Annotated in this window: 23 protein-coding genes and 1 pseudogene; 5 read left to right on the top strand and 19 right to left on the bottom strand. The window is 58.5% G+C overall.

Going from position 1 to position 26,123, the window contains the following annotated elements; translation table 11 throughout:
- Positions 1-45 precede the first annotated feature (45 nt).
- From glgX to asd, 3 genes are all read right to left on the bottom strand, one after another.
- Positions 46-2,022: a glycogen debranching protein GlgX gene (glgX, locus tag GT756_RS20245; RefSeq protein ID WP_160125032.1), complete on the bottom strand. Its 1,977-nt coding sequence runs from the start codon at positions 2,020-2,022 to the stop codon at positions 46-48.
- Entirely contained in the window at positions 2,019-4,205 is a 2,187-nt protein-coding gene (gene glgB / locus GT756_RS20240) for a 1,4-alpha-glucan branching enzyme (RefSeq protein WP_017899970.1), read from the bottom strand. Before glgB ends, glgX begins: the two co-directional genes overlap by 4 nt.
- Positions 4,206-4,442: 237 nt before the next feature.
- Entirely contained in the window at positions 4,443-5,549 is a 1,107-nt protein-coding gene (gene asd / locus GT756_RS20235) for an aspartate-semialdehyde dehydrogenase (RefSeq protein WP_017899971.1), read from the bottom strand.
- A gap of 103 nt (positions 5,550-5,652) precedes the next feature.
- On the opposite strand from asd, the pseudogene GT756_RS25990 reads away from it, so the two are divergent.
- Positions 5,653-6,015, top strand: a pseudogene (locus GT756_RS25990) (hypothetical protein).
- On the opposite strand, the gene gntU reads toward GT756_RS25990, so the two are convergent.
- The 5 genes from gntU to GT756_RS20210 all read right to left on the bottom strand — a co-directional run bounded on the left by gntU (position 6,012) and on the right by GT756_RS20210 (position 11,154).
- Complete coding sequence (gene gntU, locus GT756_RS20230; protein ID WP_004202127.1) at positions 6,012-7,352, bottom strand: gluconate transporter; 1,341 nt, start codon at positions 7,350-7,352, stop codon at positions 6,012-6,014. The pseudogene GT756_RS25990 and the gene gntU sit on opposite strands and share 4 nt — an antisense overlap.
- Positions 7,352-7,882, bottom strand: a complete 531-nt coding sequence (gene gntK, locus GT756_RS20225; protein ID WP_004202126.1) for a gluconokinase — start codon at positions 7,880-7,882, stop codon at positions 7,352-7,354. The genes gntU and gntK overlap by 1 nt, the downstream gene beginning before the upstream one ends.
- Before the next feature lie 182 nt (positions 7,883-8,064).
- The gene (gene gntR, locus GT756_RS20220) at positions 8,065-9,060 is read right to left on the bottom strand and encodes a gluconate operon transcriptional repressor GntR (RefSeq protein ID WP_160125031.1); all 996 of its coding nucleotides are present in this window, start codon (positions 9,058-9,060) and stop codon (positions 8,065-8,067) included.
- Positions 9,061-9,299: 239 nt separating this feature from the next.
- Positions 9,300-9,995, bottom strand: coding sequence for a pirin family protein (locus GT756_RS20215; protein WP_002920779.1), 696 nt, complete (start codon positions 9,993-9,995; stop codon positions 9,300-9,302).
- A 121-nt stretch (positions 9,996-10,116) separates the two neighbouring features.
- Positions 10,117-11,154, bottom strand: coding sequence for an oxidoreductase (locus GT756_RS20210; protein ID WP_049004487.1), 1,038 nt, complete (start codon positions 11,152-11,154; stop codon positions 10,117-10,119).
- Between the two features lie 264 nt (positions 11,155-11,418).
- Here GT756_RS20210 and GT756_RS20205 point away from each other — a divergent pair, with 264 nt between their 5' ends.
- Both GT756_RS20205 and yhhY read left to right on the top strand, forming a co-directional pair.
- Complete coding sequence (locus GT756_RS20205; RefSeq protein ID WP_160125030.1) at positions 11,419-12,060, top strand: polymer-forming cytoskeletal protein; 642 nt, start codon at positions 11,419-11,421, stop codon at positions 12,058-12,060.
- A 239-nt stretch (positions 12,061-12,299) separates the two neighbouring features.
- Positions 12,300-12,776 (top strand): N-acetyltransferase, encoded by a 477-nt coding sequence (yhhY, locus tag GT756_RS20200; protein WP_072140523.1) that lies wholly within the window; start codon positions 12,300-12,302, stop codon positions 12,774-12,776.
- Between the two features lie 89 nt (positions 12,777-12,865).
- On the opposite strand, the gene ggt is transcribed toward yhhY, so the two are convergent.
- Positions 12,866-14,611, bottom strand: a complete 1,746-nt coding sequence (ggt, locus tag GT756_RS20195) for a gamma-glutamyltransferase (protein ID WP_017899976.1) — start codon at positions 14,609-14,611, stop codon at positions 12,866-12,868.
- 123 nt (positions 14,612-14,734) lie between these two features.
- Between ggt and GT756_RS20190 the strand changes: the two genes are divergently transcribed.
- Entirely contained in the window at positions 14,735-15,055 is a 321-nt protein-coding gene (locus tag GT756_RS20190; RefSeq protein WP_004202118.1) for a DUF2756 family protein, read from the top strand.
- A gap of 24 nt (positions 15,056-15,079) precedes the next feature.
- Here the strand turns inward: GT756_RS20190 and ugpQ are convergent, their stop codons facing one another.
- The 10 genes from ugpQ to livK all read right to left on the bottom strand — a co-directional run bounded on the left by ugpQ (position 15,080) and on the right by livK (position 25,163).
- Entirely contained in the window at positions 15,080-15,820 is a 741-nt protein-coding gene (gene ugpQ, locus GT756_RS20185; RefSeq protein ID WP_004202117.1) for a glycerophosphodiester phosphodiesterase, read from the bottom strand.
- Complete coding sequence (locus GT756_RS20180) at positions 15,817-16,887, bottom strand: sn-glycerol-3-phosphate import ATP-binding protein UgpC (protein WP_017899977.1); 1,071 nt, start codon at positions 16,885-16,887, stop codon at positions 15,817-15,819. Before GT756_RS20180 ends, ugpQ begins: the two co-directional genes overlap by 4 nt.
- A 1-nt stretch (position 16,888) precedes the next feature.
- A complete protein-coding gene (gene ugpE / locus GT756_RS20175; RefSeq protein WP_160125029.1) occupies positions 16,889-17,734 on the bottom strand; it encodes a sn-glycerol-3-phosphate ABC transporter permease UgpE in 846 nt (281 codons plus the stop codon).
- Positions 17,731-18,618 carry a sn-glycerol-3-phosphate ABC transporter permease UgpA gene (gene ugpA / locus GT756_RS20170; protein ID WP_004202113.1) on the bottom strand — a complete coding sequence of 296 codons (888 nt, stop codon included), beginning with the start codon at positions 18,616-18,618 and terminating at the stop codon, positions 17,731-17,733. Before ugpA ends, ugpE begins: the two co-directional genes overlap by 4 nt.
- A 106-nt stretch (positions 18,619-18,724) precedes the next feature.
- Positions 18,725-20,041: a sn-glycerol-3-phosphate ABC transporter substrate-binding protein UgpB gene (gene ugpB / locus GT756_RS20165; RefSeq protein ID WP_004174008.1), complete on the bottom strand. Its 1,317-nt coding sequence runs from the start codon at positions 20,039-20,041 to the stop codon at positions 18,725-18,727.
- A gap of 271 nt (positions 20,042-20,312) precedes the next feature.
- Positions 20,313-21,026: a high-affinity branched-chain amino acid ABC transporter ATP-binding protein LivF gene (gene livF / locus GT756_RS20160; RefSeq protein ID WP_004145133.1), complete on the bottom strand. Its 714-nt coding sequence runs from the start codon at positions 21,024-21,026 to the stop codon at positions 20,313-20,315.
- A gap of 1 nt (position 21,027) precedes the next feature.
- The gene (livG, locus tag GT756_RS20155; protein ID WP_160125028.1) at positions 21,028-21,795 is read right to left on the bottom strand and encodes a high-affinity branched-chain amino acid ABC transporter ATP-binding protein LivG; all 768 of its coding nucleotides are present in this window, start codon (positions 21,793-21,795) and stop codon (positions 21,028-21,030) included.
- A complete protein-coding gene (gene livM, locus GT756_RS20150; protein WP_004202111.1) occupies positions 21,792-23,069 on the bottom strand; it encodes a branched chain amino acid ABC transporter permease LivM in 1,278 nt (425 codons plus the stop codon). Before livM ends, livG begins: the two co-directional genes overlap by 4 nt.
- A complete protein-coding gene (gene livH / locus GT756_RS20145; protein ID WP_160125027.1) occupies positions 23,066-23,992 on the bottom strand; it encodes a high-affinity branched-chain amino acid ABC transporter permease LivH in 927 nt (308 codons plus the stop codon). The genes livM and livH overlap by 4 nt, the downstream gene beginning before the upstream one ends.
- 61 nt (positions 23,993-24,053) lie before the next feature.
- Positions 24,054-25,163 (bottom strand): high-affinity branched-chain amino acid ABC transporter substrate-binding protein LivK, encoded by a 1,110-nt coding sequence (gene livK / locus GT756_RS20140; RefSeq protein ID WP_032456690.1) that lies wholly within the window; start codon positions 25,161-25,163, stop codon positions 24,054-24,056.
- 423 nt (positions 25,164-25,586) lie between these two features.
- Here livK and panM point away from each other — a divergent pair, with 423 nt between their 5' ends.
- The gene (gene panM, locus GT756_RS20130) at positions 25,587-25,970 is read left to right on the top strand and encodes an aspartate 1-decarboxylase autocleavage activator PanM (protein ID WP_048295678.1); all 384 of its coding nucleotides are present in this window, start codon (positions 25,587-25,589) and stop codon (positions 25,968-25,970) included.
- Positions 25,971-26,123 lie beyond the last annotated feature (153 nt).

The following is a 26,123-nucleotide window of genomic DNA, read 5'->3' as shown; positions in this document are numbered from 1 at the left end:
CATCCCGCCGCGCCGCCGCCACGGGTTTACCGGAAGCTTCAGGGCTTACGACCTTTGAAATACGCACACTCCGTGCGCGGGCCCATGCCAGACAGCCATGATGACCGGATTATCCTCTCCGGCGAATGGAGGAACGGCGCGCCATTCCCCCTCGGGTAAAACCATATCGACCACCTCTGCGGTGGCGTTCAGCGTGAGCAGCCAGCGATCCGACAACTGGATTTGCATACACGCTGCACCCTGCTGCCACTCCCCGGCAGTCAGCGGCTGGGCATTGCGATTAAGCCAGCGGACGCTGCCATCCCCCTCCTGCCACCAGCGGTTGCGGGTGAGCGCCGGAATGCGCCGGCGCAGGTGGATCAGCGCCGCGGTAAAGGCGGTTAATCCCGGGTTCGCCTGGCGCCAGTCCAGCCACGTCAGGGCATTGTCCTGGCAGTAAGCATTATTGTTGCCGTGCTGGCTGTGGCCTTGCTCATCGCCCGCCAGCAGCATCGGCGTCCCCTGAGCCAGCAGCAGCGTCGTCAGCAGCGCATGCACGCTGGCGCGTCGCCGTTCAATCACCGCAAAATTAGCTTCTAATCCTTCTATACCATGATTGTTGCTGTAGTTATTGTTAGTCCCATCGCGATTCTCCTCCCCGTTTGCCTCATTGTGTTTCTGATTGAAACAAACGCAGTCGCGCAGCGTGAAGCCATCGTGGGCCGTCACCAGGTTGACCGTCGCCGATGGCGGCTTGCCATCACGGGCAAAGAGATCGCTGGAGGCCGCGAAGCGTTGCACGAAATCCCCCAGGGAGACGTTTTGCTGCAGCCAGAAGCGGCGGGCGCTATCGCGAAAATGGTCGTTCCACTCGGCGAACAGCGGGGGAAAATTGCCCACCTGGTAGCCCCCCGGGCCGATATCCCAGGGTTCGGCGATCAGTTTCACCTGCGACAGCACGCTGTCGTGGCGGATAGCCTCGAACAGTGGCGCATCCTGGCGGAATTCCGGTGTCCGCCCCATCACTGAGGCGAGATCGAAGCGAAAACCGTCGACATGGCACTCATCCACCCAGAAGCGCAAACACTGGCGCGCCAGTTCCACTACCCCCGGGTGGCTGAGATTGAGCGTATTCCCGCACCCGGTCCAGTTGTGATAATCACCATCTTCCCTTACCCAATAATAGCTACGGTTGTCGATTCCGCGCAGGGAGACGGTGGGACCTTCAAGATCGATTTCCGCGCTATGGTTGAGCACGATATCCAGTATCACTTCGATACCGGCGGCGTGCAGCGCCTTAACCGCATCGCGAAACTCATCCAGGGCGCGCGTCGGGTCGCTGGCATAGCGCGGATCCAGCGCGAACCATGCCAGCGGGTTGTAGCCCCAGTAGTTGCTCAACCCCATCCGCTGCAGTCGCGGCTCGCTGGCGAACTGCGCCACCGGCAACAGCTCAAGGGCGCTAATGCCCAGCGATTTGAAGTAAGCGATCATTACCGGGTGGCCCAGCGCCTTATAAGTTCCGCGAATGGCTTCCGGCAGCTGCGGATTAAGCAGGGTGAGCCCTTTCACGTGCGCTTCATAAATCACCGTTTCCCCCCACGGGGTACGCGGCGGTTGATCGCCCAGCCAGTCGTAATGCAGATCCACGACCTGCGATTTTGGCGCTATCGCGGCGCTGTCGCGATGATCCGGCTGCCACATTCCGCCGTGCAGGCGTTCGTCGTCCGGCAGCTCGCCTTCCACCCGGTGCGCGCAGGGATCGAGCAGCAGCTTGGCCGGGTTAAAGCGGTGTCCCTGCGCCGGATCCCAGGGACCATGCACCCGGTAGCCGTAACGCAGGCCCGGCCCGACGGCAGCCAGCCAGCCGTGCCAGATGTCGCCGCTGCGCGCCGGGAGATCGAAGCGTTGCTCGTTGCCCTGCTCGTCGAACACGCACAGCTCCACCCGCTCCGCGTGGGCGGAGAAGAGGGCGAAGTTCACCCCTTTGCCGTCATAGCTGGCGCCCAACGGCGCAGGTTTGCCTGCCGCGAGGTTGGTCATTGCGCCTCCCGGACCAGCCAGATCGTCGCCAGCGGCGGCAGGGTCAGGGACAGCGAATGTTCGCGACCGTGGCTGGGGATAGCATCGCTTTCCACCACGCCGCCGTTGCCCTGGTTGCTGCCGTGATAGTGCATTGAGTCGGTATTCAACGCCTCGCGCCAGCGGCCCGGCTGGTTGATGCCGAAGCGGTAGTCATGGCGCGGTACCGGCGTGAAGTTGCTGGCGACGATAATCTCGTTCCCGGCCCGGTCGCGGCGCACAAAGACAAACACCGAGCGCTCATGGTCGTCGACCACCAGCCATTCGAAGCCGTACGGGTCGAAATCCAGCTCGTGCAGCGCCTTATGGTGGCGATAGGTATGGTTCAGGTCGCGCACCAGCCGCTGAACGCCGTGGTGCCAGTTGTCGCCGCCCTCCAGCAGATGCCAGTCGAGGCTGCCGTCGTGGTTCCACTCGCGGCCCTGAGCGAACTCATTGCCCATAAACAGCAGCTTTTTCCCCGGGAAGGCGAACAGCCAGCCGTAGTAGGCGCGCAGGTTAGCGAACTTCTGCCAGGCATCCCCCGGCATGCGGTCGAGAATCGATTTTTTGCCGTGCACCACTTCATCGTGGGAGAGCGGCAGCACAAAGTTCTCGGTGTAGTTGTAGAGCATGCCGAAGGTCATTTTGTCGTGATGGTAGCGGCGATGCACCGGATCGAGCTTCATGTAATCCAGGGTGTCATGCATCCAGCCGAGGTTCCATTTGAACCAGAAACCGAGGCCGCCGCCGGCTGGCGGACGGGTTACCCCGGCGAAATCGGTGGACTCTTCCGCCATGGTGACCGCGCCCGGCGTCTGTTCGCCAAGGATGCGGTTGGTGTTGCGCAGAAACTCAATGGCTTCCAGATTTTCCCGGCCGCCGTATTCGTTAGGGATCCACTCCCCCGCCTTGCGGCTGTAGTCGCGATAGATCATCGAGGCCACCGCGTCGACGCGCAGCGCATCGATGCCGAAGCGTTCGATCCAGTACAGCGCGTTACCCACCAAGTAGTTGCTGACTTCCCGACGTCCGTAGTTGTAGATCAGGGTATTCCAGTCCTGGTGATATCCCTCGCGCGGATCGCTGTGCTCATACAGCGAAGTGCCGTCAAACGAGGCAAGGGCAAAATCATCCGCCGGAAAGTGGCCGGGCACCCAGTCAAGAATGACGTTCAGCCCGGCGGCGTGCGCGGCGTTGATAAAGTAACGGAAATCGTCACGAGTGCCGAAACGGCGGGTCGGTGCATAGAGGCCGGTAGGTTGATAGCCCCAGCTGCCGTCGAACGGGTGTTCGTTAACCGGCAGCAGCTCGAGATGGGTGAAGCCCATCCATTTCGCGTAGGGGACCAGCTGGTCGGCCAGCTCGCGGTAGCTCAGCCAGAAATTATTGTCGGTATGGCGGCGCCAGGAGCCGAGATGCACTTCATAGATAGAGATCGGGGCATCAAACTGGTTCGCCGCTCTGCGGTCCGCCGGCTGTTCCACTTTGGGCGGCAAGTCGCAGATAAGCGAGGCGCTTTCCGGACGCATTTGCGACTCAAAGGCATAAGGATCGGCTTTGACCCGCAGGTGGCCGTGGGCGTCAATCAGTTCGAATTTATACAGCTGGCCATTGTGCGCGCCGGGAACGAACAGCTCCCAGATCCCGGACTCTTTGCGGAATCGCATCGGGTGGCGTCGGCCGTCCCAGTAGTTAAACTGCCCCACCACCGAGACGCGGCGGGCGTTCGGCGCCCACACCGAGAAACGGGTGCCGGTAACGCCGTCCATGGTGGCGGCATGCGCGCCCAGCGTTTCGTAAGGGCGCAGGTGGGTCCCTTCCGACAGCAGCCAGACGTCAAGATCCTGCAGCAGCGGACCAAAGCGATAAGGGTCATCAATCAGATTCTGCTGTCCGTGCCAGGTGACGGCCAGCTGATAGCGAAAGGCGTTTTTACGCCGCGGCAGAACGCCGCTGAAAAAACCACGCGAGTCGAGGCATTCGAGCTTGCCGACTTTGCGTCCGGTTTTTGGTTCAATAACCCACACATCGGTGGCATCGGGTAATAATGCGCGCACTTCCAGCCCGGCGTCGGTACGGTGCATGCCGAGCACGGAAAAAGGGTCCGCGAAATGACCGGCGATTAGCGCATTAATCACGTCTCTATCGATATGATTAGACATGCTTTCATCCTGTTGTAAGTGTCGCTCATTCCTGTAACTGGCGACTTTTTTGACCTGAACGGCGCAGCGCTTTTTGCATCCTTCTGCTCCGTCCCACCTTCAGGTAAGGAATTCCTTACTTAAAGCATAGCCAAGGCTGAGTTACCTCCGTGGGGAAAAATCTAACATCCGCGTTTACTCCTTGTATTACGCAAAAAAAAAGGGGGCTCGAAGACCCCCTTTCTGTTCATCCTGCGCTTACGCCAGCTGGCGAAGCATCCGGCGCAGCGGCTCGGCGGCGCCCCACAGCAGCTGGTCGCCAACGGTAAAGGCCGACAGGTATTCCGGTCCCATATTCAGTTTACGCAGGCGTCCGACCGGGGTGGTCAGGGTGCCAGTCACCGCGGCTGGGGTCAGCTCGCGCATGGTAATGTCGCGATCGTTCGGTACCACTTTGGCCCACGGGTTGTGCGCGGCCAGTAGCTCCTCAACGGTCGGGATAGAGACATCTTTTTTCAGCTTGATGGTGAACGCCTGGCTGTGGCAGCGCAGCGCGCCAACGCGGACGCACAGGCCGTCTACAGGGATAACGGACGAGGTGGCGAGGATCTTGTTGGTCTCCGCCTGGCCTTTCCACTCTTCGCGGCTCTGGCCGTTATCCAGTTGTTTGTCGATCCACGGGATCAGGCTGCCCGCCAGCGGAACGCCGAAGTTATCCACCGGCAGCTCGCCGCTGCGGGTCAGCGACGTCACTTTGCGCTCGATTTCCAGAATGGCGGAAGCCGGGTCCGCCAGCTCTGTCGCGACGTGGTTGTGCAGCTGGCCCATCTGGCTCAGCAGTTCGCGCATATGACGCGCGCCGCCGCCGGAAGCCGCCTGGTATGTCGCCACGCTGACCCACTCCACCAGATCCTGGGCAAACAGGCCGCCGAGGGACATCAGCATCAGGCTGACGGTACAGTTGCCGCCGACAAAGGTTTTTACGCCGTTGTTCAGGCCGGCGGTGATCACGTCCTGGTTAACCGGGTCGAGGATAATGATCGCATCGTCCTTCATGCGCAGCGAAGAGGCGGCGTCAATCCAGTAACCCTGCCAGCCGCTTTCGCGCAGCTTCGGATAAATCTCGTTGGTGTAATCGCCGCCCTGGCACGTGACAATAATGTCCAGTGCCTTCAGCGCGTCCAGATCGAACGCATCCTGAAGCGTGCCACCGGTGCTACCGCCGAATGACGGCGCTGGCTGTCCCAGCTGGGAGGTAGAGAAGAACACCGGGCGAATGGCGTCGAAATCGCGCTCTTCAACCATGCGTTGCATGAGAACAGAGCCGACCATTCCGCGCCAGCCGATAAAACCAACATTTTTCATAACGTATTCCTGCGAGGTGTGTGCTGTTTGTGCCTGACCAGTTTCCAACTGGATTATCCCTCACCTTACAAAATGCAGCTAAAGTCGCAAGTGAAATTAATCAATGATTGCTGAACAATCAGAAAAGCAACTTATCCTGCGCATTGTCCACCGTCGCTGGTAGTCGTCAAAAGCGCAATGATTATCGGGGAAATCACCCAGGGAATGGAACATTTTCCGTTGCGATTTTATTGATCCTGATTATGGATTAAGCACGAAATCGGCTGATTTTCCCCTTGCCAAAAAGAAGCAACAAACCCAGGTGCAGCAAGGCTTGCCGAAGGATACGAGTATCGTCGTAGCGCTAATAAGGGCGAGGAGCCGGAAGAGAAAAGAGGGAAAAAGCGCGGCTTATTGCCGGGAAGCCAGGGTAAACGGCGTTACCCTGGCTTTTGGCCTCCCGCGAGCGGGTGACGAACAGACTTAGCTCAGAAGCTGGAAGGCAATCATGCCGACAATCGCCCCGGTGGTGCCGAGGATGGTTTCCATCATCGTCCAGGTTTTCAGCGTCTGGGCTTCGGTGGCGCCGGTAAATTTACCGAACAACCAGAAGCCGGCGTCGTTCACGTGGCTCACCACAATCGAGCCTCCGGCGATACAGATAGATAATGCCGCCATCTGCGCGCCGCTGTAGTTCAGCTGCTCAATCACCGGCATCACCAGGCCGACAGCCGTCAGGCACGCCACGGTGGCAGATCCCTGGATGATACGCACCGCCGCCGCCAGCACGAAGCAGGTAATGGCGATCGGCAGCCCCATGCCGGTCAGCGCTTCACCAAGCGCCGGGCCGACGCCGGAGTCAACCAGCACCTGCTTGAAGACGCCGCCAGCCCCGATCACCAGCAGGATAATTCCCGCCGGCTGCAGCGCATGGCCGCAGATCTCCATTACCCGGTCTTTCGCCATCCCCTGACGTACCGCCAGGCCGTAGATCGCCACCAGGCAGGCCACCAGGATCGCGGTGAACGGGTGACCGATAAATTCGAACCATTCGTAAGCGGTAGACCCCACCGGCACAAAGCGCGCGGCGATGGTTTTCAGGCCTACCAGCACCAGCGGTAGCAGGATCAGCGACAGGCTGAAGCCGAAGGAGGGCATTTTGCCTTCGCCGAGATGCGGCTCGGTCACGTCGTCAGGAATATGCAGCTCAACGTAGCGGCTGATGAAGTTGCCCCACAGCGGCCCGGCGATAATCATCCCCGGAATTGCCGCGCACAGGCCAATCAGGATCATCCAGCCAAAGTCGGCGTGCATTTGCGACGCCAGCAGCATCGGCGCCGGTCCCGGCAGCAGGAACGCTGCGGCGGCGGCCACCCCGGCAAACAGCGGGATCACCAGCTTCACGAGGTTAGTGCCGGTATGGCGCGCCATCGAGAAGGCGACGCTGATCAGTAGTACGATCGCCACTTCGAAAAACAGCGGCAGCGCGCAGATGAGGCCGGCGAGACCAATCGCATAGTGCGCGCGATTGTGGCCGAAGGATTTGAGCATCTTGACGGCAATCTGATCGACCGCCCCCGTTTCATGCAGGATCTTGCCGAACATCGCGCCCAGCGCGACGACGATCGCCAGGAAGCCCAGCGTACCGCCCATCCCCTTCTCCATCGTCGCCGCGATTTTATCCAGCGGCATGCCGGAGAAGAGACCTGCACCAATAGAAACCACCATCAAAGCCACGAAGGCGTGCATCCGCGCCTTCATGACTAAAAACAGCAGCAGCAATACCGAGCCGACTGCTGTTAAAACAAGCGTTAAAGTACTCACTAGTGACTGCCTTTGTTGATCACCTCAATGGTGCTGGCCACCACGCCTTCCAGCGGCTGGTCGATATCGACGATAAGCACATCGCTCTCGTCGGCGCCTGGTTCCTGCAGCGTTTCAAACTGCGTCACCAACATTTGGGTTTTGAAGAAGTGCCCTTTACGCGCCTTCAGACGGTTTTCGATCACCTCGAAGTCGCCTTTCAGGTAGATGAAGGAGAGGTTCGGGTTGCCCTTGCGCAGAATGTCGCGATAGCTCTTCTTCAGCGCCGAGCAGACGATCAGCGACACCTTATTGGTACGCTGCATGGCAAACGCGGCGTCATTTAACGCCTGCAGCCACGGGGTACGGTCGTCATCGTTGAGCGGCTCACCGGAAGCCATCTTGGTGATATTGCTGCGCGGATGCAGAAAGTCGCCGTCGAGAAACGCGGCATGCAGCTGATGCGCCACTTCGCTGGCGACAGCGGATTTTCCGCTGCCGGAAACGCCCATCAGAACGTAGACGTGGTGATCATGATTAGTCGTGCTCAAAGCATCCTCCCACCGGACAGGTACGCCGCGCCGTGGCTGAGACTCATTGAGCGCGAAGGCGGCGTATCGGTTAATTGTTACGGGTAACTGTTATCGGTAACATTGTCATGCCGGACCTGTGGAGAAGCAATATCCATTCGTGCCAGATGTGAATATGTGTGATCTACTTCAAACTTGTCAGTTTAAATTGATCCGCCCGGTGACAATGTGAAACCTAAATCTAACATCTTAGGGGTAATCGCTTCGCCACGAATGCGCGCCAGCAGACGTTCGGCGCCGATGCGCCCCATCCGCTCACGCGGAGTCAGGACGCTGGCCAGCCGCGGCTCCATCACCTGGCCGATATCGTGGCCGTGGAAACCGGCAATTGCCATATCATCGGGGATCTTCAGCCCCAGGCGCTGGCACTCAAAGGCCGCGCCGACCGCGAGGTCATCGTTGGTGCAAAAGATGCCGTCAAGCTGCGGGTATTCGCGACGCGCCTGGCGCATCAGCTCAATCCCGGATGAATAGGACGAGGACTGCTCCACCATCACGCTGTAGGGCGTCATACCGGCGTCGAGCATCGCCTGCTCGTACCCCTTCTGTTTGATGATAGTACGTTCATCAAGACGCGCCCCCAGATAGGCGACGTGGCGGTGGCCGCGGGCGATGATCGCCTCGGTCATCTGCCGGGCAGCTTCAAAGTTATCAAACCCGACCGCAATATCGAGGCATGGCGACCGGCTGTCCATCAGCTCCACCACCGGAATGCCGGCGACTTCAATCATCTTCAGGGTGCGAGGCGTATGGGTGCGTTCGGTGAGGATCAGGCCGTCAATGTTCCAGGAGAGCATTGATTCGAGGCGTTTCTCTTCCATTTCCGGCTTGTAGCCGTAGTGCGCCAGCATGGTTTGATAGCCGAAGGCGTCGGTGACGCTTTCAATACCGCGCAGCACTTCCGAGAACACCTGGTTGGTTAACGATGGCAGCAGCACGCCAATCGCGCGGCTGGTGGCGTTGGAGAGAATGTCAGGGGCGCGATTGGGAATATAACCCAGTTCATCGAGAGCAACGGCAATCTTGCCACGCAGCGCTTCGGAGACCTGCTCCGGGTTGCGTAAATAGCGACTGACCGTCATTTTGGTCACGCCGACAAGATCGGCTACATCCTGAAGTACGGGTCTTTTCTTTTTCATCGTCCTGACTGTGATCAACGGGGAAACATTTTCTCAGTTTATCACGGACAAAGCGCAACCTTCCCTCATGTTAGGGAAGGTTGCGCAATTTATTTATACCCATCATAGTTCAAGTTGCATGCGCGTTGGCTTTCCTCGCTCACCCCAGTCACTTACTTATGTAAGCTCCTGGGGATTCGCTGCGTCGCCGCCTTCCTGCAACTCGCATTATTTTGGGTATAGACTACCTCAGATAACTATCAAACCGGCGGCAGATCGAACAGCAGGATTTCGCTATCGCTGTCGGCATGAACCGAAATCGCCTGCTCATCCCAGATGGCCAGACCATCGCTGGTGGTAGCTTTGGTACCGTTGATGGTCACTTCGCCTTTGACGACCTGGATCCAGACGCGGCGTTCCGCAGCAATCTGGTGAACCGACTGCTCATCTTTCAGCAGCGCCCAGCGATACAGTTCCATATCCTGGTACACCTTCAGCGAGCCATCTCGCGCATCCGGCGACAGCACCAGCTGTTTGCCCTGGGCGGCGTCGAAGCGGCGCTGCTCGTAGCGCGGGGTAATGCCGGTTTCTTCCGGAATAATCCAGATCTGGTACAGACGCAGACGATCGGTTTTGCTCGGATTGTACTCAGAGTGACGCACCCCGGTACCCGCGCTCATGATCTGAAACTCGCCCGCCGGCACCTGCTCTTTGTTGCCCATGCTGTCCTGGTGCTCCACCGCCCCTTCCAGCACATAGGTCAGGATCTCCATGTCTTTGTGCGGGTGGGTACCGAAGCCCTGACCGGCGTCGATGACGTCATCGTTAATCACCCGCAGGGCGGAGAAGCCCATAAAGTTCGGGTCGTAATAGTTGGCGAAAGAGAAAGTATGCCAGGAATCCAGCCAGCCATGGTTAGCATGGCCACGTTCGTTCGCTTTGCGTAAGTAGATCATGTTGCACCCCCATATGTTTTCGATGGAGTCAGTGTGGACCCATTTCGCCAACGATCATAGAGGGTGAAAATTGACTCCTCTGTTCAAAAAATATGAACAAGCGCAGAGGAGCCGATTGGGCTTATTTCACCAGGGTAATAGTGGCCGGTGATGGCTGCTCAAAGCCGCGCTGCAGGATCTCCATATTGGTAAGAACGTCAGATTCCTTGACGTAATTTGGCTGGCCGTTGACGAGGGTATCGTACAGCGCGTCGTATACCCGGCCATAGTCGCCGCTCTCCAGCGGGACCGCTTCGCGCACTGTCTCCCCCGCGTCGTTGACATACACCAGCTCGCCGACGCTGTCATCCGCGCCAAAGCCCGGCTCGCCCGGCATGATATTGGCTTTCAGACTGGTTTCCTGCTGGTCGATACCATATTTCACAAACGAGCCTTTATGGCCGTGGACGATGAATTTCGGGTAGTCGATCTGCACCAGATGGCTGGTCTTAACGATAGCCTTCAGATCGCCGTAGAACAGCTGGGCCTCAAAGGTATCGTCCGGGTTAGCTTTGTTGCGCAGCGAGCGCAGATCGTAAGCAACATGGTCCGGGCGGCCGAACAGCGAAATAATCTGGTCCAGGGTATGTACGCCAAGGCCATAGAACTCGCCGTTTTGCGGACCGCCAGGGTTGGTCTCCGCCAGCGGGCGGTAGTTGTCAAAATGGCTTTCGATCTCCACCAGTTCGCCAAGCTTGCCGCTCTCAATCACCTTCTTGGTGGTCAGGAAGCAGGAATCGAAGCGGCGGTTCTGGTAGGGCGTCACCGTCAGGCCTTTGCTGTTCGCCAGCGCAAACAGGGTTTTGGCTTCCTCCAGCGTCGGGGTGAACGGCTTTTCCACCAGCACATTTTTCCCCGCCTCCAGCGCCTTTTTCGCATATTCAAAATGGCTGTCGGCATGGGTGCAGACCACCACCAGCCTGACCTGCGGGTCGTTTAATACTTCATCGAGATCGCTGGTGAAATGGATGTGGGAATACTGCGGCGCCTGCTCTTCGGGCTTCGCCCGACGGCGGTAGATGTGCGCCACCTGCCAGCGGTCCTGGCGGTGTAATACGTAAGGAAGATGGTAGCGGGTGGTGCTTTTGCCGAAGCCAATAAATGCGCAGTGCAGAGTCATAACGCTGTCCTTAGTGAATGAGCTACCTTCAACCATAGCGCAAGCCGGGACATGACTTCATCCTCTCAGTCCGTTTTCCGTGAAGATTCGTCAAAAAAATAGGTAGTGCACTACTTATACGTAATTATTAATAACTAATTGATTAATAAGTGATTAAATCACCATTTTCCGGCTAAACCTCTTGATCTCAATGGCGAAACTGCGGATAAGTGGAGGGCAAACCAGGACGTTGCTGATGACTAACGGAGTAGCCAGCCGCTGCTAATGGACAAACAGTATCTCGCCTTAAACGGCGCCCTTTTTTTCTGGCTTCTCGCGCTGATCGCCTGGTCTGTCGATGCGATCGTGCCGGCGCGCCTGGCGGCCGCCTGCGCGCTGGTCGCCTTCCTCCTCTATAGCCAACGGAACAAGATTAACCCAATGTTTATTAAGAAAAATAAAACGGAACCCCAGACTTCAGAAGTGGTCACGCCTCCGGCAAATAACCCAGAATCCCCAACGGTCGCCAGTAAAAAACAAGAGACCACGGTCATCGCCAGCGGGGTGCATTTCGTTGGCAATATTGTCGCCAGCGGCCATGTCTACATTCACGGCCAGCTTACCGGCAACATTGAGGCTAAAGAACATCTGATTAAGGTGATGCGTGAAGGCCAGGTGGAGGGCAACATCAGCTGCCGGGAGCTGATTATTGACGGCAAGGTGCAGGGCCAGTGTCGCGGCGACAGTATCACCATTGAGGAGCATGGCAATTTGGATGGCACCCTCACCTATCGCTCGCTGGCGATTAAAAAGGGCGGCCTGTTCACCGGCAGCGCCGAGGTGCTGGCCGCGGCGGAAAGCAAAAGTCATCTCATCGGCCTGGTTGCGGAAGACGGCGTGACGTCCGCCAGGCCGCAAAGCGCCTGAGATTGCAGCAAAAAAAAAGCCAGCACCCGGCTGGCTAAAGTAATACTGGAAGCAATGTGAGCAATGTCGTGCTTTCAGGCTTTCCGCAGGGGTCTTCCTGAATGCAGGACAATAATAATCATTCTCATTCGCACTTGTCTATCTTTTTTTGCAAAAAACAACATTGACTCCCCGGCTGCCGTCAGAGATGGTGAAGGGGAATCAACCACCAAAAAGAGGATAGGGGAATGAGTGACATAGTGATACGCCATGCCGAACCGCGCGATGCTGAACCTTTACGTATGCTGATGGCGCACCCGGAGGTCTATCATGACACGCTACAGATCCCTTACCCCGCCATGGAAGCCTGGCAGGAGAAGCTACAGCCCAAACCCCATACCTTCCACCTGGTAGCGACGCTGGACGATCGGGTTACCGGGCATCTGTCGCTCCATGTCGAGCCGCGCCCTCGTCGCAGCCACGTTGCGACCTTTGGTATGGCGGTTTCAGCAGGCCATCAGGGCCGCGGTATCGGCAGCGCCCTGATGCGCGAGATGATCGACCTGTGCGATAACTGGCTGCGCGTTGACCGCATCGAGCTGACGGTATTCGCCGATAACGAGCCAGCGATTGCGGTGTACAAAAAACACGGATTTGAGATCGAAGGCACCGGCAAGCGTTACGCGCTGCGCAACGGTGAGTATGTGGATGCGTATTATATGGCGAGAATGAAGTAGCTTATTGCCGGGTGGCGGCTTCGCCTTACCCGGCCTACTTTCGTGCCGTGGTTGGCCCGGTAAGCGCAACAGCGCCACCGGGCAACATATCAATACCCCGCCGTTAAATCATCCGGCGAACGCGGATCGGAGGCACCATACAGCATCCCGTCCGGCCCCACCATAATGCTCTGGGTACTGCCCATCGCCTCTTTCAGCGCCACTTTCTGCCCCTTCGCCTCCAGCAGCTTCAGGGTATCCGGGCTAAAGCCTTTCTCTACCCGCAGCTCATCCGGCAGCCATTGATGGTGAAAACGCGGGGCGTTGGTGGCTTCTGCGACGTTCATCCCGAAATCGATGGTATTGACCACCATCTGCAGTACGGTGGTGATGATCCGGCTGCCCCCGGGACTGCCCGTCACCAGCCAGGTTTTGCCGTCTTTCACCACAATGGTCGGCGACATCGACGACAGCGGGCGTTTTTTCGGCTCCACCGCATTGGCGTCGCCGCCCACCAGGCCATAGACGTTAGGCACGCCGGGCTTCGCCGAGAAATCATCCATCTGGTTATTCAGCAGAATGCCGGAGTCGCCGGCCACAATGCCGGTACCGAAGGTGGTATTCAGCGTATAGGTCACCGCCACCGCATTGCCCTCTTTATCCACCACCGAGAAATGGGTGGTCTGGTTGCTTTCATAGGGCGCCAGTTTGCCCGGGCGGATCTGGCTGGAAGGCTTCGCCTTATTGACGTCGATCTCAGCGGCGATCGCTTTGGCGTAGGCTTTGCTGGTCAGCGCCTGCCACGGCACTTTGACGAAGTCAGGATCGCCGAGATATTCAGAGCGGTCGGCATAGGCGTGTTTCTCCGCCTCCGCCATCACCTGCATGGCGTCGGCGCTGCCGAAGCCATATTTCTGCAGATCAAAGTTTTCGAGGATATTGAGGATCTGCACGATGTGGATCCCGCCGGAAGACGGCGGCGGCATGGAATAAACCTCATACCCGCGATATTCGCCGCTAATCGGCGTGCGCTCCACCGCCTTATAGTTAGCGAGGTCGGCTTTGGTGATAAGCCCGCCGTGCTTTTTCATCTCCTCAGCGATCTGGTCGGCGATGGCGCCTTTATAGAAGGCATCCGGACCGTGCTCGGCAATCAGCTCGAGGCTTTTCCCCAGGTTCTTCTGTACCAGCCGGTCGCCCTTCTTTAGCGGCTCGCCGTTCTTCCAGAAGATCGCTTTGCTGTTTTCGTGCTGCGGGATCACTTCGCTGCCGTAGGTCTTCAGATCGTCCGCCAACGCATCGTTAACGATAAAGCCCTCTTCCGCCAGCTTAATCGCCGGGCGGATCACTTTGTTCAGCGGCATGGTGCCGTATTTTTCCAGGGCAAGAGAGAAACCGGCGACGCTGCCTGGCGTGCCGGAGGCGAGATGCGAGGTGAGCGATTTTTTACTGTCCGGGTTACCCTGATCGTCAAGGAACATGTCGCGGGTGGCCTGCTCCGGCGCCATTTCGCGGAAATCGATGGCCGTGGTCTTGCCGTCTTTCGTACGCAGCAGCATAAAACCGCCGCCGCCGATATTCCCGGCCTGCGGATGGGTGACCGCCAGCGCGTAGCCGACCGCCACCGCCGCATCGACGGCGTTGCCGCCCTGGCGCAGAATGTCCACACCGACGCGGGTGGCCAGGGCATCCACCGAGGCCACCATCCCCTGTCGGGCGCGAACCGGGTGGAACACATCCTCCTCTACGCCATAAGAGACCGGCGGCGGCGGTGGCGGACTGGCGGCAACGGTAAAACTCCCGCCCGCCAGCAACGCAGCGATGACCACCTGACGCCAGATTGTTGTTTTTATCATTGTCTTACTCCTGATAGGTAGGTTTCATTCCCCGCTTAAGCCTGGTTGATAACTCCTAAAAAATCATTGTTATGGCGGATTCGAGGTACACTTAAGTGATCCCACGCACGGGAGGAGAAAACCATGAAAGCGATGTTATTTCTGGCGGCGCTGATGCCGCTCGGCGTTTTAGCCCAGCCAATCAATATTGATAACAACCCCAATCAGCCGGGTTACGTGGTCCCCAGCCAGCAGCGCATGCAAAATGAGATGAAGGTGCAGCAACAGCAGCAGCAGAGCATGCTGAAGCAGAATCTGAACAATCAGACTCGCTCCCAGCAGCAGCATCTGCAAAACCAGCTGCAGACCAATCAGCAGCGTGCCGCACAGGGCGGGAATATCAATCCGCCGCAGCAGGTGCTGCCGAACAATAATGGAGGGATGCTGCGGCAGACCAACCCGTAAAGGCCAGCCGCCGCGCAGTGGATATTAAGGCTGGAAATCCGGCCCGATGACGTCAATGGCATCGGTGCAGATGCAGTCTACGCCCCAGCGCAGCAGCTCGGCGGCGCGCTGGGGTTTGTTAACGGTATACACCAGGATATGCAGGCCGGCCTGTTTCAGGCTTGCCACCCGCCCGGCGTCCAGCAGCTTGTGGTTGAGGTGAATGGACACGCAGCCCAGCCGGGTGGTCAACTCCCGCCAGTCATCGCGCCACTCATCCAGCAGCAGCCCGCGCGGCAGCTCGGGAGCGGCTTCCTGCGCCGCCTCCAGGGCATCGATTTCAAACGACGACAGCAGCGGTGCGGTCATTCCCGCCCACAGCTCCCGTGCCGCCAGGGCCACCACGTTGCCGGTCTGCGGCCCAAGGCCAGTGGTCGGTTTAATTTCGATATTCGCCATCATGCCGTGACGGCGGCAGCGCTCCGCCACCTGGGAGAGCAGCGGCAGCGGCTCGCCCTTAAATTCACGGCTGAACCAGCTGCCAGCATCGACCTTCAGCAGATCGTCCCATGGCAGCTCCCCCGCCACGCCCCAGCCGTTGCTGGTGCGTTCGAGATTATCGTCATGCAGCAGAAAGATCTGCCCGTCCTTTGACAGCTTGGCGTCAAATTCAATCATCGTATGCCCGTAGCGGGCGCCAACATCGATAGCCGCCAGGGTGTTCTCCGGCGCCAGTTTACCGCCGCCGCGATGGGCGACGATACGGGGATAAGGCCAGTTACTCATGCGCGTTGTCCTGTTTCACCATCAAAGAGGTGCAGATGTTCCAAAGGCAGATGCAGCCATAGCGTGCTGCCTGCCGCCGGACGCTGCTGGTGCGGCAGTCTGACCACCAGCTTCTGTTCGCCCCAGCGCCCGTGGGCGAGGTTATCGGCACCTAAAATTTCCAGGGTGTCCATCAGCAGCGGAATGCCGCCTTGCGCCTGCGAGCTTAAGATAAAATGCTCCGGGCGGATACCGAGCGTCATTTTACGCCCGGCGTGGCGCCGATGCTCATGATTCGTCGGCAGCTGCATGCCGCCCGCCAGCTCAAAGCGACCGCCGTCATCGCTGATGCGCCCTTCCAGCAGGTTCATGGCCGGGCTGCCGATAAAGCTCGCCACAAAGCGGCTGGCCGGTTTCTCATATACTTCGACCGGGGTGCCGATCTGCTCGGCAACGCCTTTGTTCATCACCATCACCCGCTGGGCGAGGGTCATCGCCTCCACCTGGTCATGGGTAACGTACAGCGAGGTGGTTTTCAGGCGGCGATGCAGCTGCTGCAGCTCAAGACGCATCTGCACGCGCAGCTTGGCGTCGAGGTTTGACAACGGTTCGTCGAAGAGGAATACCGCCGGGTCGCGCACGATGGCGCGGCCCATCGCCACGCGCTGGCGCTGGCCGCCGGAGAGCTCGCGCGGGCGGCGCTTGAGCAGGCCGTCCAGCTCAAGAATACGCGCCGCCTCCTGCACCCGGTCGGCGATCAATCCCTTACCCATGCCGCGGATCTTCAGCCCCCACGCCATGTTCTCTTCCACGCTCATATGCGGATAAAGGGCATAGTTCTGGAACACCATGGCGATACCGCGATCCTTCGGCTCCATCTCGGTCACCCGCTTGCGGTCGATCCAGATATCGCCGCTGGTCACCCGCTCCAGTCCGGCGACCATCCGCAGCAGCGTAGATTTCCCGCAGCCCGACGGGCCGACCATAACGATAAATTCCCCGTCCGCCACGTCCAGCGTCAGCGGTTGAATCACCTGGGTTTTGCCATCCCAGCTTTTGCTTACTGCCTGTAGTTTTAAACCAGCCATTTTATTTCTCACTATCGACCAGGCCACGCACAAACGCGCGCTGCATGGCTAAAACGATGACAACCGGCGGGATCAGGGTCAGCAGCATCGCCGCCATCACCTGATTCCACTGGGTAGTGCCTTCGCCGGTGGCGATCATGCCTTTGATGCCGGCGACGGCGGTGCCAAGATTCACATCCTGAATAATCAGCAACGGCCACAGATACTGGTTCCAGCCGTAGATAAAGGTGATGACGAACAGCGCGGCGAGGTTGGTTTTCGACAGCGGCAGCACGATGTCGCGAAAAAAGCGCATCGGCGAAGCGCCATCGATACGCGCCGCTTCAATCAGCTCGTCCGGCAGGGTCATAAAGAACTGGCGGAACAGGAAGGTGGCGGTGGCCGAAGCCATTAGCGGCAGCGTAAGCCCGGCATAGCTGTCGAGCATTTTGAGATTGGCGATCACTTCCACCGTCGGGAAAATACGCACCTCGACCGGCAGCATGAGGGTGATAAAGATCAGCCAGAAGAACAGGTTACGCAGCGGAAAGCGGAACCATACGATGGCGAACGCCGAAAGCATCGACACCAATATTTTGCCCACCGTAATGGCGAACGCCATGATGAAGCTGTTGAGCATCATCAGCCAGAACGGCGCGCTGTTGACGCCGACGCCGTTCACCCAGATGGTCTTCATGTTCTCCAGCAGATGTCCGCCGGGGATCAGCGTCATCGGCGTTTCGAACACCGATTGGTTATCCAGCGTCGCCGCCACGAAGGCAACATATAGCGGGAATAAAATGACGGCGATGCCCAAAATCAGCATGGTGTGGCTGAAAATCGTCAGCCCGCGACGGTTCTCAATCATTGGTAACGCACCTTACTTTCAACGTAACGGAATTGCACCACCGTCAGGATAATGACGAGGAACATCAGCACCACCGACTGCGCGGCGGAAGCGGAAAGATCGAGCCCGGCGAAACCTTCGCGATAGATTTTGTAAATCAGGGTGGTGGTCGCCTGCACCGGGCCGCCGGCGGTGGCAGCATCGATCACCGGGAAGGTGTCGAAGAAGGCGTAAACCAGGTTGACCACCAGCAGGAAGAAACTTACCGGCGCAATCAGCGGCAGCGCCAGCTTGAAGAAGCGGCGGATTGGTCCGGCGCCGTCGATGGCAGCGGCCTCAACCAGCGAACGCGGGATCGACTGCAGCGCGGCGAAGAAAAACAGGAAGTTGTAACTTATCTGCTTCCATACCGAGGCAAAGACCACCAGGAACATCGCCTGGCCGCTGTTCTGCGCGTGGTTCCAGTCGTAGCCCAGCTCGCCAAGGAAGTGAGTGATCAGCCCGCGCCCGGGGTTAAAGAGGAAGATCCACAGCACCGCCGCGACGGCGGGGGCCACGGCGTACGGCAGCAGCATCAGCGTTTGATAAAAGCGGCTGCCGCGCACCACATAGTCGACCAGCGCGGCAAAAAACAGCGAAATGAGCAGGCCGCTGACGGTCACCAGGGTGCTGAATTTTATGGTGGTCCAAAATGAGTCCAGATAGTACGGGTCATGGAACAGCGCAACGAAGTTATCCAGGCCGACGAACTGGCTGGAGAGGCCAAACGGGTCGACGCTCTGTAGCGAATACCACAGCGCTTCGCCCGCGGGCCAGATAAAGAAAATCAGCGTGATAATCAGCTGCGGCGCGACCAGCACGTAGGGCAGCCAGCGCGAGCGGAATACCGGACGGGATGATGACATGGAGATTGGGTTCCTGAACAATGCCGGATGGCGGCTACGCCTTACCCGGCCTACATAGGGCACATCGTAGGCCCGGTAAGCGCAGCGCCACCGGGCAAGTTACAGATTACGATTTGGTCGCTTGTTCGAAGCGGCGCAGCAGCTGATTCCCACGCTGAACGGCGGAATCCAGCGCCTGTTGCGGGGTTTTCTTGCCGGTCCACACGCTCTCCAGCTCTTCATCGACGATGGTGCGGATTTGCGGCATGTTGCCCAGGCGCAGGCCTTTGGTGAACGGCAACGGCGGCTTGTTCAGCATCTGGCGGGTGGCGATATCGGCGCCCGGGTTCTTATCATAGAAGCCCTGCTGACGGGTCAGATCGTAGGCCGCGGTGGTGATCGGCAGATAGCCGGTTTTCTGGTGCCACTCGGCGGCGTTTTCCGGTTTGGTCAGGAAGTCGAGGAACTTCGCCACGCCGGTGTAGGTCTCTTTGTCTTTGCCCTGCATCACCCACAGGCTGGCCCCGCCAATGATAGCGTTCTGCGGCGCGCCTTTCACATCGGCATCGTAAGGCATCATGCCGACGCCGTAGTTAAATTTGGCGTACTGGCGGATATCGGCCAGCGAGCCGGACGAGGCAGTGGTAATGGCACAATCGCCGTTATAGAACTTTTCAGTGGACTCGTCTTTACGCCCGAAGTAGCTGAAATCGCCCTTCTTGTTCATCTCTTCGAGCAGCGCAATATGCTTCACCTGCTCCGGCTTATTGAACTCAAGAACCGCGTCGGTGCCGTCAAAGCCATTATTTTTCGTCGCCACCGGCAGACCATGCCAGGCGCTGAAGTTCTCGATCTGGATCCAGCCCTGCCAGCCGCTGGCGTAGCCGCACTTCATCCCGGCAGCTTTCAGCTTCGCGGTGTAGGCCGCCAGATCCTGCCAGGTCTTCGGCGGCTGCTCTGGATCTAAACCGGCTTTTTTGAAGGCGTCTTTATTGTAGTACAGCACCGGGGTGGAGCTGTTAAACGGCTGGGAGAGCAGATGGCCGGTTTTCGAATCGGTGTAATACCCGGCGACCGTCGGCACAAACTGCGATTCATCAAACTTGATGCCCGCCTCGCTAAACACCTGGTAGACCGGCTTAATGGCTTTCGACGCCATCATGGTGGCGGTGCCCACTTCATACACCTGCAGGATCGCCGGCGCGTTGCCGGTACGGAAGGCGGCGATACCGGCGCTCAGGCTCTGTTCATAGTTGCCCTTGTATACCGGAACGATTTTGTAATCAGGATTGGCCGCGTTAAAGCGTTGCGCCAGAGAATCCACTTCTTTACCCAGTTCGCCTTCCATTGAGTGCCAGAACGGGATGGTGGTAACCGCCAGGGCCTGACCGGCAAAAGCCAGGCTCAGCGCCAGTCCTAAAGCTGTATGTCGTAACGATATCATCGGTTATCTCTCTTGTTGTGCCGGATGCGCGATTTCACGCGTTTTATGCTCGCGGGGTAACATGACATGTTCGAATTACAGAAAAATAACTTTTTTATTACAAAAAAAAGATAGTAACGGGTCAGAGAGATGACAAGCCGATGAAAGGACGGGGGAAGTAAAGTGGGAGCTGAGACACGGATAATAGTTGTGCGATCGGCTCCCGGGGTCGGCGCAAGCGCCTCGCCCGGGCTACAAACCGGCGAAGTGAACGACGCCGGGTTGCGATGAATTAACCGCCGAGATAGGCGCTGCGCACCGCCTCGTTGGCCAGCAGCGCGTCGCCGGTATCCTCCAGCACCACGTGACCGTTCTCCAGCACGTAGCCGCGGTCGGCCAGCTTCAGCGCCTGGTTGGCGTTCTGCTCGACGAGGAAGATAGTCATCCCCTGCTCGCGCAGTTGCTCAATGGTATCGAAGATCTGCTGAATAATGATCGGCGCCAGCCCTAATGACGGTTCATCCAGCAGCAGCAGACGCGGCTGGCTCATCAGGGCGCGGCCGATCGCCAGCATCTGCTGTTCGCCGCCGGACATGGTGCCGGCGCGCTGGATACGGCGCTCGTGCAGACGCGGAAACAGCTCATACACCCATTTGATGCGGGTCTGGAACTGATCGCGGTCGGCAAAGAAACCGCCCATCGCCAGGTTCTCTTCCACCGTCATACGCGAAAAGACGCGCCGCCCTTCCGGGACGATCGCCACCGCCTCGCGCATGATCTTCGCCGTCTGCCAGTCGGTAATATCCTTACCGTCAAAGACAATGCGCCCGCTGGAGGCGCGCGGATCGCCGCACAGCGTGCCGAGCAGGGTGGTTTTCCCCGCGCCGTTGGCGCCGATAAGCGTCACAATCTCGCCCTGTTTGATATGCAGGCTGACGTTGTGCAGCGCCTGAATCTTGCCGTAGTGGGCACTGACGTTGTCAAAAGTTAACATCGCGTTTTCCATCTTATGCCTCACCAAGGTATGCGCGGATCACGTCCGGGTTATTACGAATCTCTTCCGGCGTCCCGTTGGCCAGCGGTGTCCCCTGGTTCACGACGTAGATACGATCGGAAATGCCCATCACCAGCTTCATATCGTGTTCGATAAGCAGGATGGTGGTGTTGTGATGGTTACGCAGCTCGGCGATAAGCTCGTCCAGCTCTTTGGTCTCTTTCGGGTTCAGCCCCGCCGCGGGTTCATCGAGCATCAGAATTTCCGGCTGGGTCACCATGCAGCGGGCAATCTCCAGCCGGCGCTGGTCGCCATAGGCCAGGTTGCTGGCCTGGCGGTTAGCGTGCTCCAGCAGGCCGATACGCTCCAGCCAGGTGGCCGCGCGATCCAGCGCTTCGCTCTGCGCCCGACGGAAGGCCGGCGTTTTCAGCAGACCGGAGAAGAGTCCGGTTTTCAGCTGCTGATGTTGCGCCACCAGCAGGTTTTCAATCACCGTCATTTCGCGGAACAGACGCACGTGCTGGAAGGTCCGCACCACGCCCATCCGGGCAATCTGCTGGCCCGGCAGCCCTTCCAGATGCTGGTCGCGCAGCAGAATGGTGCCGCCGGTAGGGTTATAGAAACCGGTCAGGCAGTTAAAGACCGTGGTCTTCCCGGCGCCGTTGGGGCCGATCAGCGAGACGATCTCGCGCTCTCTGAGCTCCAGCGACACATTGTTGACGGCCAGCAGACCGCCGAAACGCATCATCAGGCCGCTGACGGATAATAATGGCTGACTCATGCCTGCTCTCCTTTCGCCTGACCGTTTTTCAGCTTCAACTGCACGCGCGTCATTGGCAGAAGCCCCTGCGGACGCCAGATCATCATCAGCACCATCAGGCCGCCGAGCATTAACATGCTGTATTCGTTAAAGTCACGCATCAGCTCACGCGACACCACCAGCAGAATAGCCGCCAGGATCACCGCGAACTGCGAGCCCATCCCGCCCAGCACCACGATCGCCAGTACGAAGGCGGACTCGGCGAAGGTAAAGGATTCCGGACTGACGAAACCCTGGCGCGCGGCGAACAGCGTCCCGGCAAATCCGGCAAACGCGGCGCTGATGGTAAAGGCGGTCAGCTTAATGCGCGTCGGGCTCAGGCCCAGCGAACGACAGGCGATTTCATCTTCACGCAGCGCTTCCCACGCCCGCCCCAGCGGCATCCGCAGCAGGCGGTTGATAACGAACAGGCTCAGCACCACCAGCAGCAGCGCCACCAGGTAGAGGAAAATCACCCGGTCGGAGGGATCGTATTTGACGCCGAAGAAGTTGCTGAAGGTATCCCAGCCGCCTTCGCGGGCGCTACGGCTAAATTCGAGGCCAAAGAAGGTCGGTTTCGGGATCTGGCTGATGCCGTTCGGCCCGCCGGTGATTTCGGTATTGTTGAGCAGCAGAATACGCACGATCTCGCCGAAGCCTAAGGTCACGATCGCCAGGTAGTCGCCGCGCAGACGCAGTACCGGGAAACCGAGCAGGAAGCCAGCCGCCGCGGAGACCAGGCCGGCCAGCGGCAGACAGGTCCAGAAACCAAGACCGTAATAGTGGTTCAGCAGCGCGAAAGTGTAGGCGCCGATGGCGTAGAACCCGCCGTAGCCCAGCACCAGCAGGCCGGAAAGCCCGACCACCACGTTCAGCCCGAGGCCGAGGATGATATAGATCATCGTCAGGGTGGCGATATCCACCGTGCCGCGCGACACCATAAACGGCCAGGCCACGGCAATGACCAGCAGGGCGATCAGGAACAGCTTCTGCTTCACCGTTGAGCCGTCAATCGCCGGCATAATAAACTTCGGCCCGGAGACGTTCTTAACCGCTTTCTGGAACAGCGGCCGCAGCAGCTGGAAGAAAAAGACCACCGCGGTGCCGATGAAGATCCACTGCCAGCGAATATCGGCGGCGGTATCCACCACCAGTTTGGTGCCGTTCAGCTCCAGCTGCACGCCCATAAAGACGCCCGCCAGAATGAAGAACATCGCAGCAGAGAGCAGCGCCATTGCAATTTGCATCGGTTTCATACTTTTTCCACCTCCGGGCGGCCCAGAATGCCGGTCGGCATTACTAACAGCACCAGAATCAGCAGCGCGAAGGAAACCACGTCCTTATATTCAGTGCTGAGATAGGCAGAAGAGAGCGCTTCGGCAATACCCAGGATCAGGCCGCCGATCATCGCGCCCGGAATACTGCCGATACCGCCGAGCACGGCGGCGGTGAAGGCCTTCATCCCGGCCATAAAGCCGATGTAGGGGTTAATCACGCCGTAGAACTGCCCCAGCAGCACGCCGGCCACCGCCGCCATCGCTGCGCCTATGACAAAGGTCAGAGCGATAACGCGGTCGGTGTTAATCCCGAGCAGGCTGGCCATTTTCAGGTCTTCGGCACAGGCGCGGCAGGCGCGCCCCATCCGCGAGTAGCGAATGAACAGCGTCAGGGCCAACATGGCGATAAAAGTCACCACCCAGATCACCAGTTGCATGGTGGTGATCGTCGCGGAGAAGCTTTCGCTGTGGCCGACAACCCACTGGCCGTTAAACAAGCTCGGCAGCGCCACGTCGCGGGAGCCCTGGGTCAGGCTGACGTAGTTCTGCAGGAAGATAGACATCCCGATAGCGGAGATCAGCGCAATAAGACGTTTGGAGTTACGCACCGGCCGATAGGCCACGCGCTCAATGCTCCAGCCGTAGGCGCTGGCAATCACAATGGCGCCCACGAAGCCGGCGGCGACCAGCAGCCAGCTGGTGTCGATGCCCATCATCATCAGCGCGGCGATGATCATGAAGGAGACATAGCTGCCAATCATATAGACCTCGCCGTGGGCGAAGTTGATCATGCCGATAATGCCGTACACCATCGTATAGCCGATGGCGATCAGCGCATAGGTACTGCCCAGCGTGACGCCGTTAAACATCTGCTGCAGAAAATAGAGAAACTGCTCGGACATAAGGTAACCTTTTTCAAACCGCCCGCGGTTCGCGGGCGGAGGGATAACTCATCTTCAGCGCTTATTTCGCCGCGCTCGAAGAGCCGTCGGCGTGCCACTGGAAGACACCAAACTCAAATCCCTTCAGATCGCCTTTTTCATCCCAGGTCAGCGGCCCAATCACGGTTTTCGCCCCGTGCGCTTTCAAATCTTTGATTAAATCCAGCGGCTGCTGGCTGCCGGTTCTGTCCATCGCCTGCGCCAGCGACTGAACCGCGGCGTAAGTGATCCAGACATACGGCCCGCTCGGATCTTTCTTCTCCGCTTTCAGCGCGTTGACGATGGTGCTGTTGGCAGGGTCCTGATCGTAGCGTTTTGGCATTGTCACCAGCATCCCTTCCGCCGCGGCGCCCGCGATATTGGACAGCGAGGCGTTGCCGACCCCTTCCGGCCCCATAAACACGGTTTTCAGCCCGACGGAGCGCGCCTGGCGCAGCATCTGGCCCATTTCCGGGTAGTAGCCGCCGTAGTAGACGAAGTCGATGTTCTCTTTCTTCAGGCGCGCCAGCAGGGCGGAGAAATCTTTTTCCCCCGCGGTGATGCCGTCAAAGAAGACGATGTTGGCGCCGGCTTTTTTCAGGTTGTCCTGCACCGAACGCGCCAGCCCTTCGCCGTACTGCTGCTTGTCATGAATGATGGCGATACGCTGCGGTTTCACTTTCTCGACGATATATTTCGCCGCGGTCGGCCCCTGCGAGGAGTCGAGGCCGGCGGTACGCATGATGTACTGATAGCCGCGCTGGGTCAGCTCCGGGTTGGTCGCTCCCGGGGAGATCATCAGGATGCCTTCATCCTCATAGATATCGGAAGCCGGCTGGGTGGAAGAGGAGCACAGGTGGCCGATAACGTACTGAATACCGTCGTTGACGATTTTGTTGGCTACCGCGACCGCTTGCTTCGGATCGCAGGCGTCGTCGTATTCGACGGCCACCAGCTTGTCGCCCTTAATGCCGCCGCTGGCGTTGATGTCTTTAATCGCCTGACGCGCGCCATTGAACTCCATGTCGCCCCACTGGGCCACTGGGCCCGACATCGCGCCGACCACGGCGACCTTAATATCCTTGGCCATCGCCGCGTGCGACATCGCTAATGCGACAATGCCCGCGACGATGGTTTTCGCGTTCCTTTTCATGCTGCAGAACCCCGTTCGTGATGTGGTGTAAATGTTTTGTATTTTTATGGTTAAAAAGCATTCTGTGCTTTTATTAAACAACGCCATTTTTACCATTGAGTTTAATGGTTTAGCGCAGCTTTTCACTAAAAAACAGATTAAAATCTCTATTTTTCAGTCGATTAAGCAAAGATAATATTCTGTATTTTGCTGAAGATAAACAAAAAAAAGTCCATGCGGCAGCATAAAATAACGATACATAAGGCGGAATAAAACGCTGCACATTAGGTTAAAATTCTGCTTATTTTTCGATCCATGACGGATTGCGCTACCCCAACAACGCCAGGAAAACGAATCCCCTGATGTATGCGCAAAAAACAGCGCTCCGCCAGACAGCAATTTTGGGTACACTGGCGCCTCTGTTTTGCACTGGACTTGCCGCCCATGAAACTGACCATTATCCGTTTACAGCACTTCAGCGATCAGGATCGCATTGATCTGGGAAAAATCTGGCCGTCGCAGGATCTGTCGACGCTGACCCTTGATGAAAACCATCGTCTCTACGCCGCCCGCTTTAACGAGCGCCTGCTGGGCGCCGTGCGCGTTACCCTGCGCGGCGTTGAAGGTGAGCTCAGCGATCTGTGCGTGCGTGAAGTGACCCGCCGCCGCGGCGTCGGGCAATATTTAGTGGAAGAGACGTTGCGTGATAACCCGGCCATCAAAAGCTGGCGCGTCGCCGACCAAGGGGTGGAGGACCGCGGCGTGATGGCGGCCTTTATGCAGGCGCTCGGCTTTAGCGCCCAGCAGACCGGTTGGGAAAAGCATTAAGAAAAGCGTTCGTCAGGTAACACAGCGCTTGTTTGTTGCCTCCCGGCAACGGAATAAAGCCCAGCCGCGGGTGAACGGCTGGGCTTGTTTATTTCATACTGCGACGATAATGCCATGGTGCCCCGAACGTGAAACTGCGGATTGTCCTGTCAG

Origin of the sequence: Klebsiella sp. Q2 (assembly GCF_009900705.1) — a bacterium.
GTDB lineage: Bacteria > Pseudomonadota > Gammaproteobacteria > Enterobacterales > Enterobacteriaceae > Klebsiella > Klebsiella quasipneumoniae.
Note: the sequence above shows the minus strand (reverse complement) of the source record. Positions and strands in the feature narration are given on the sequence as shown.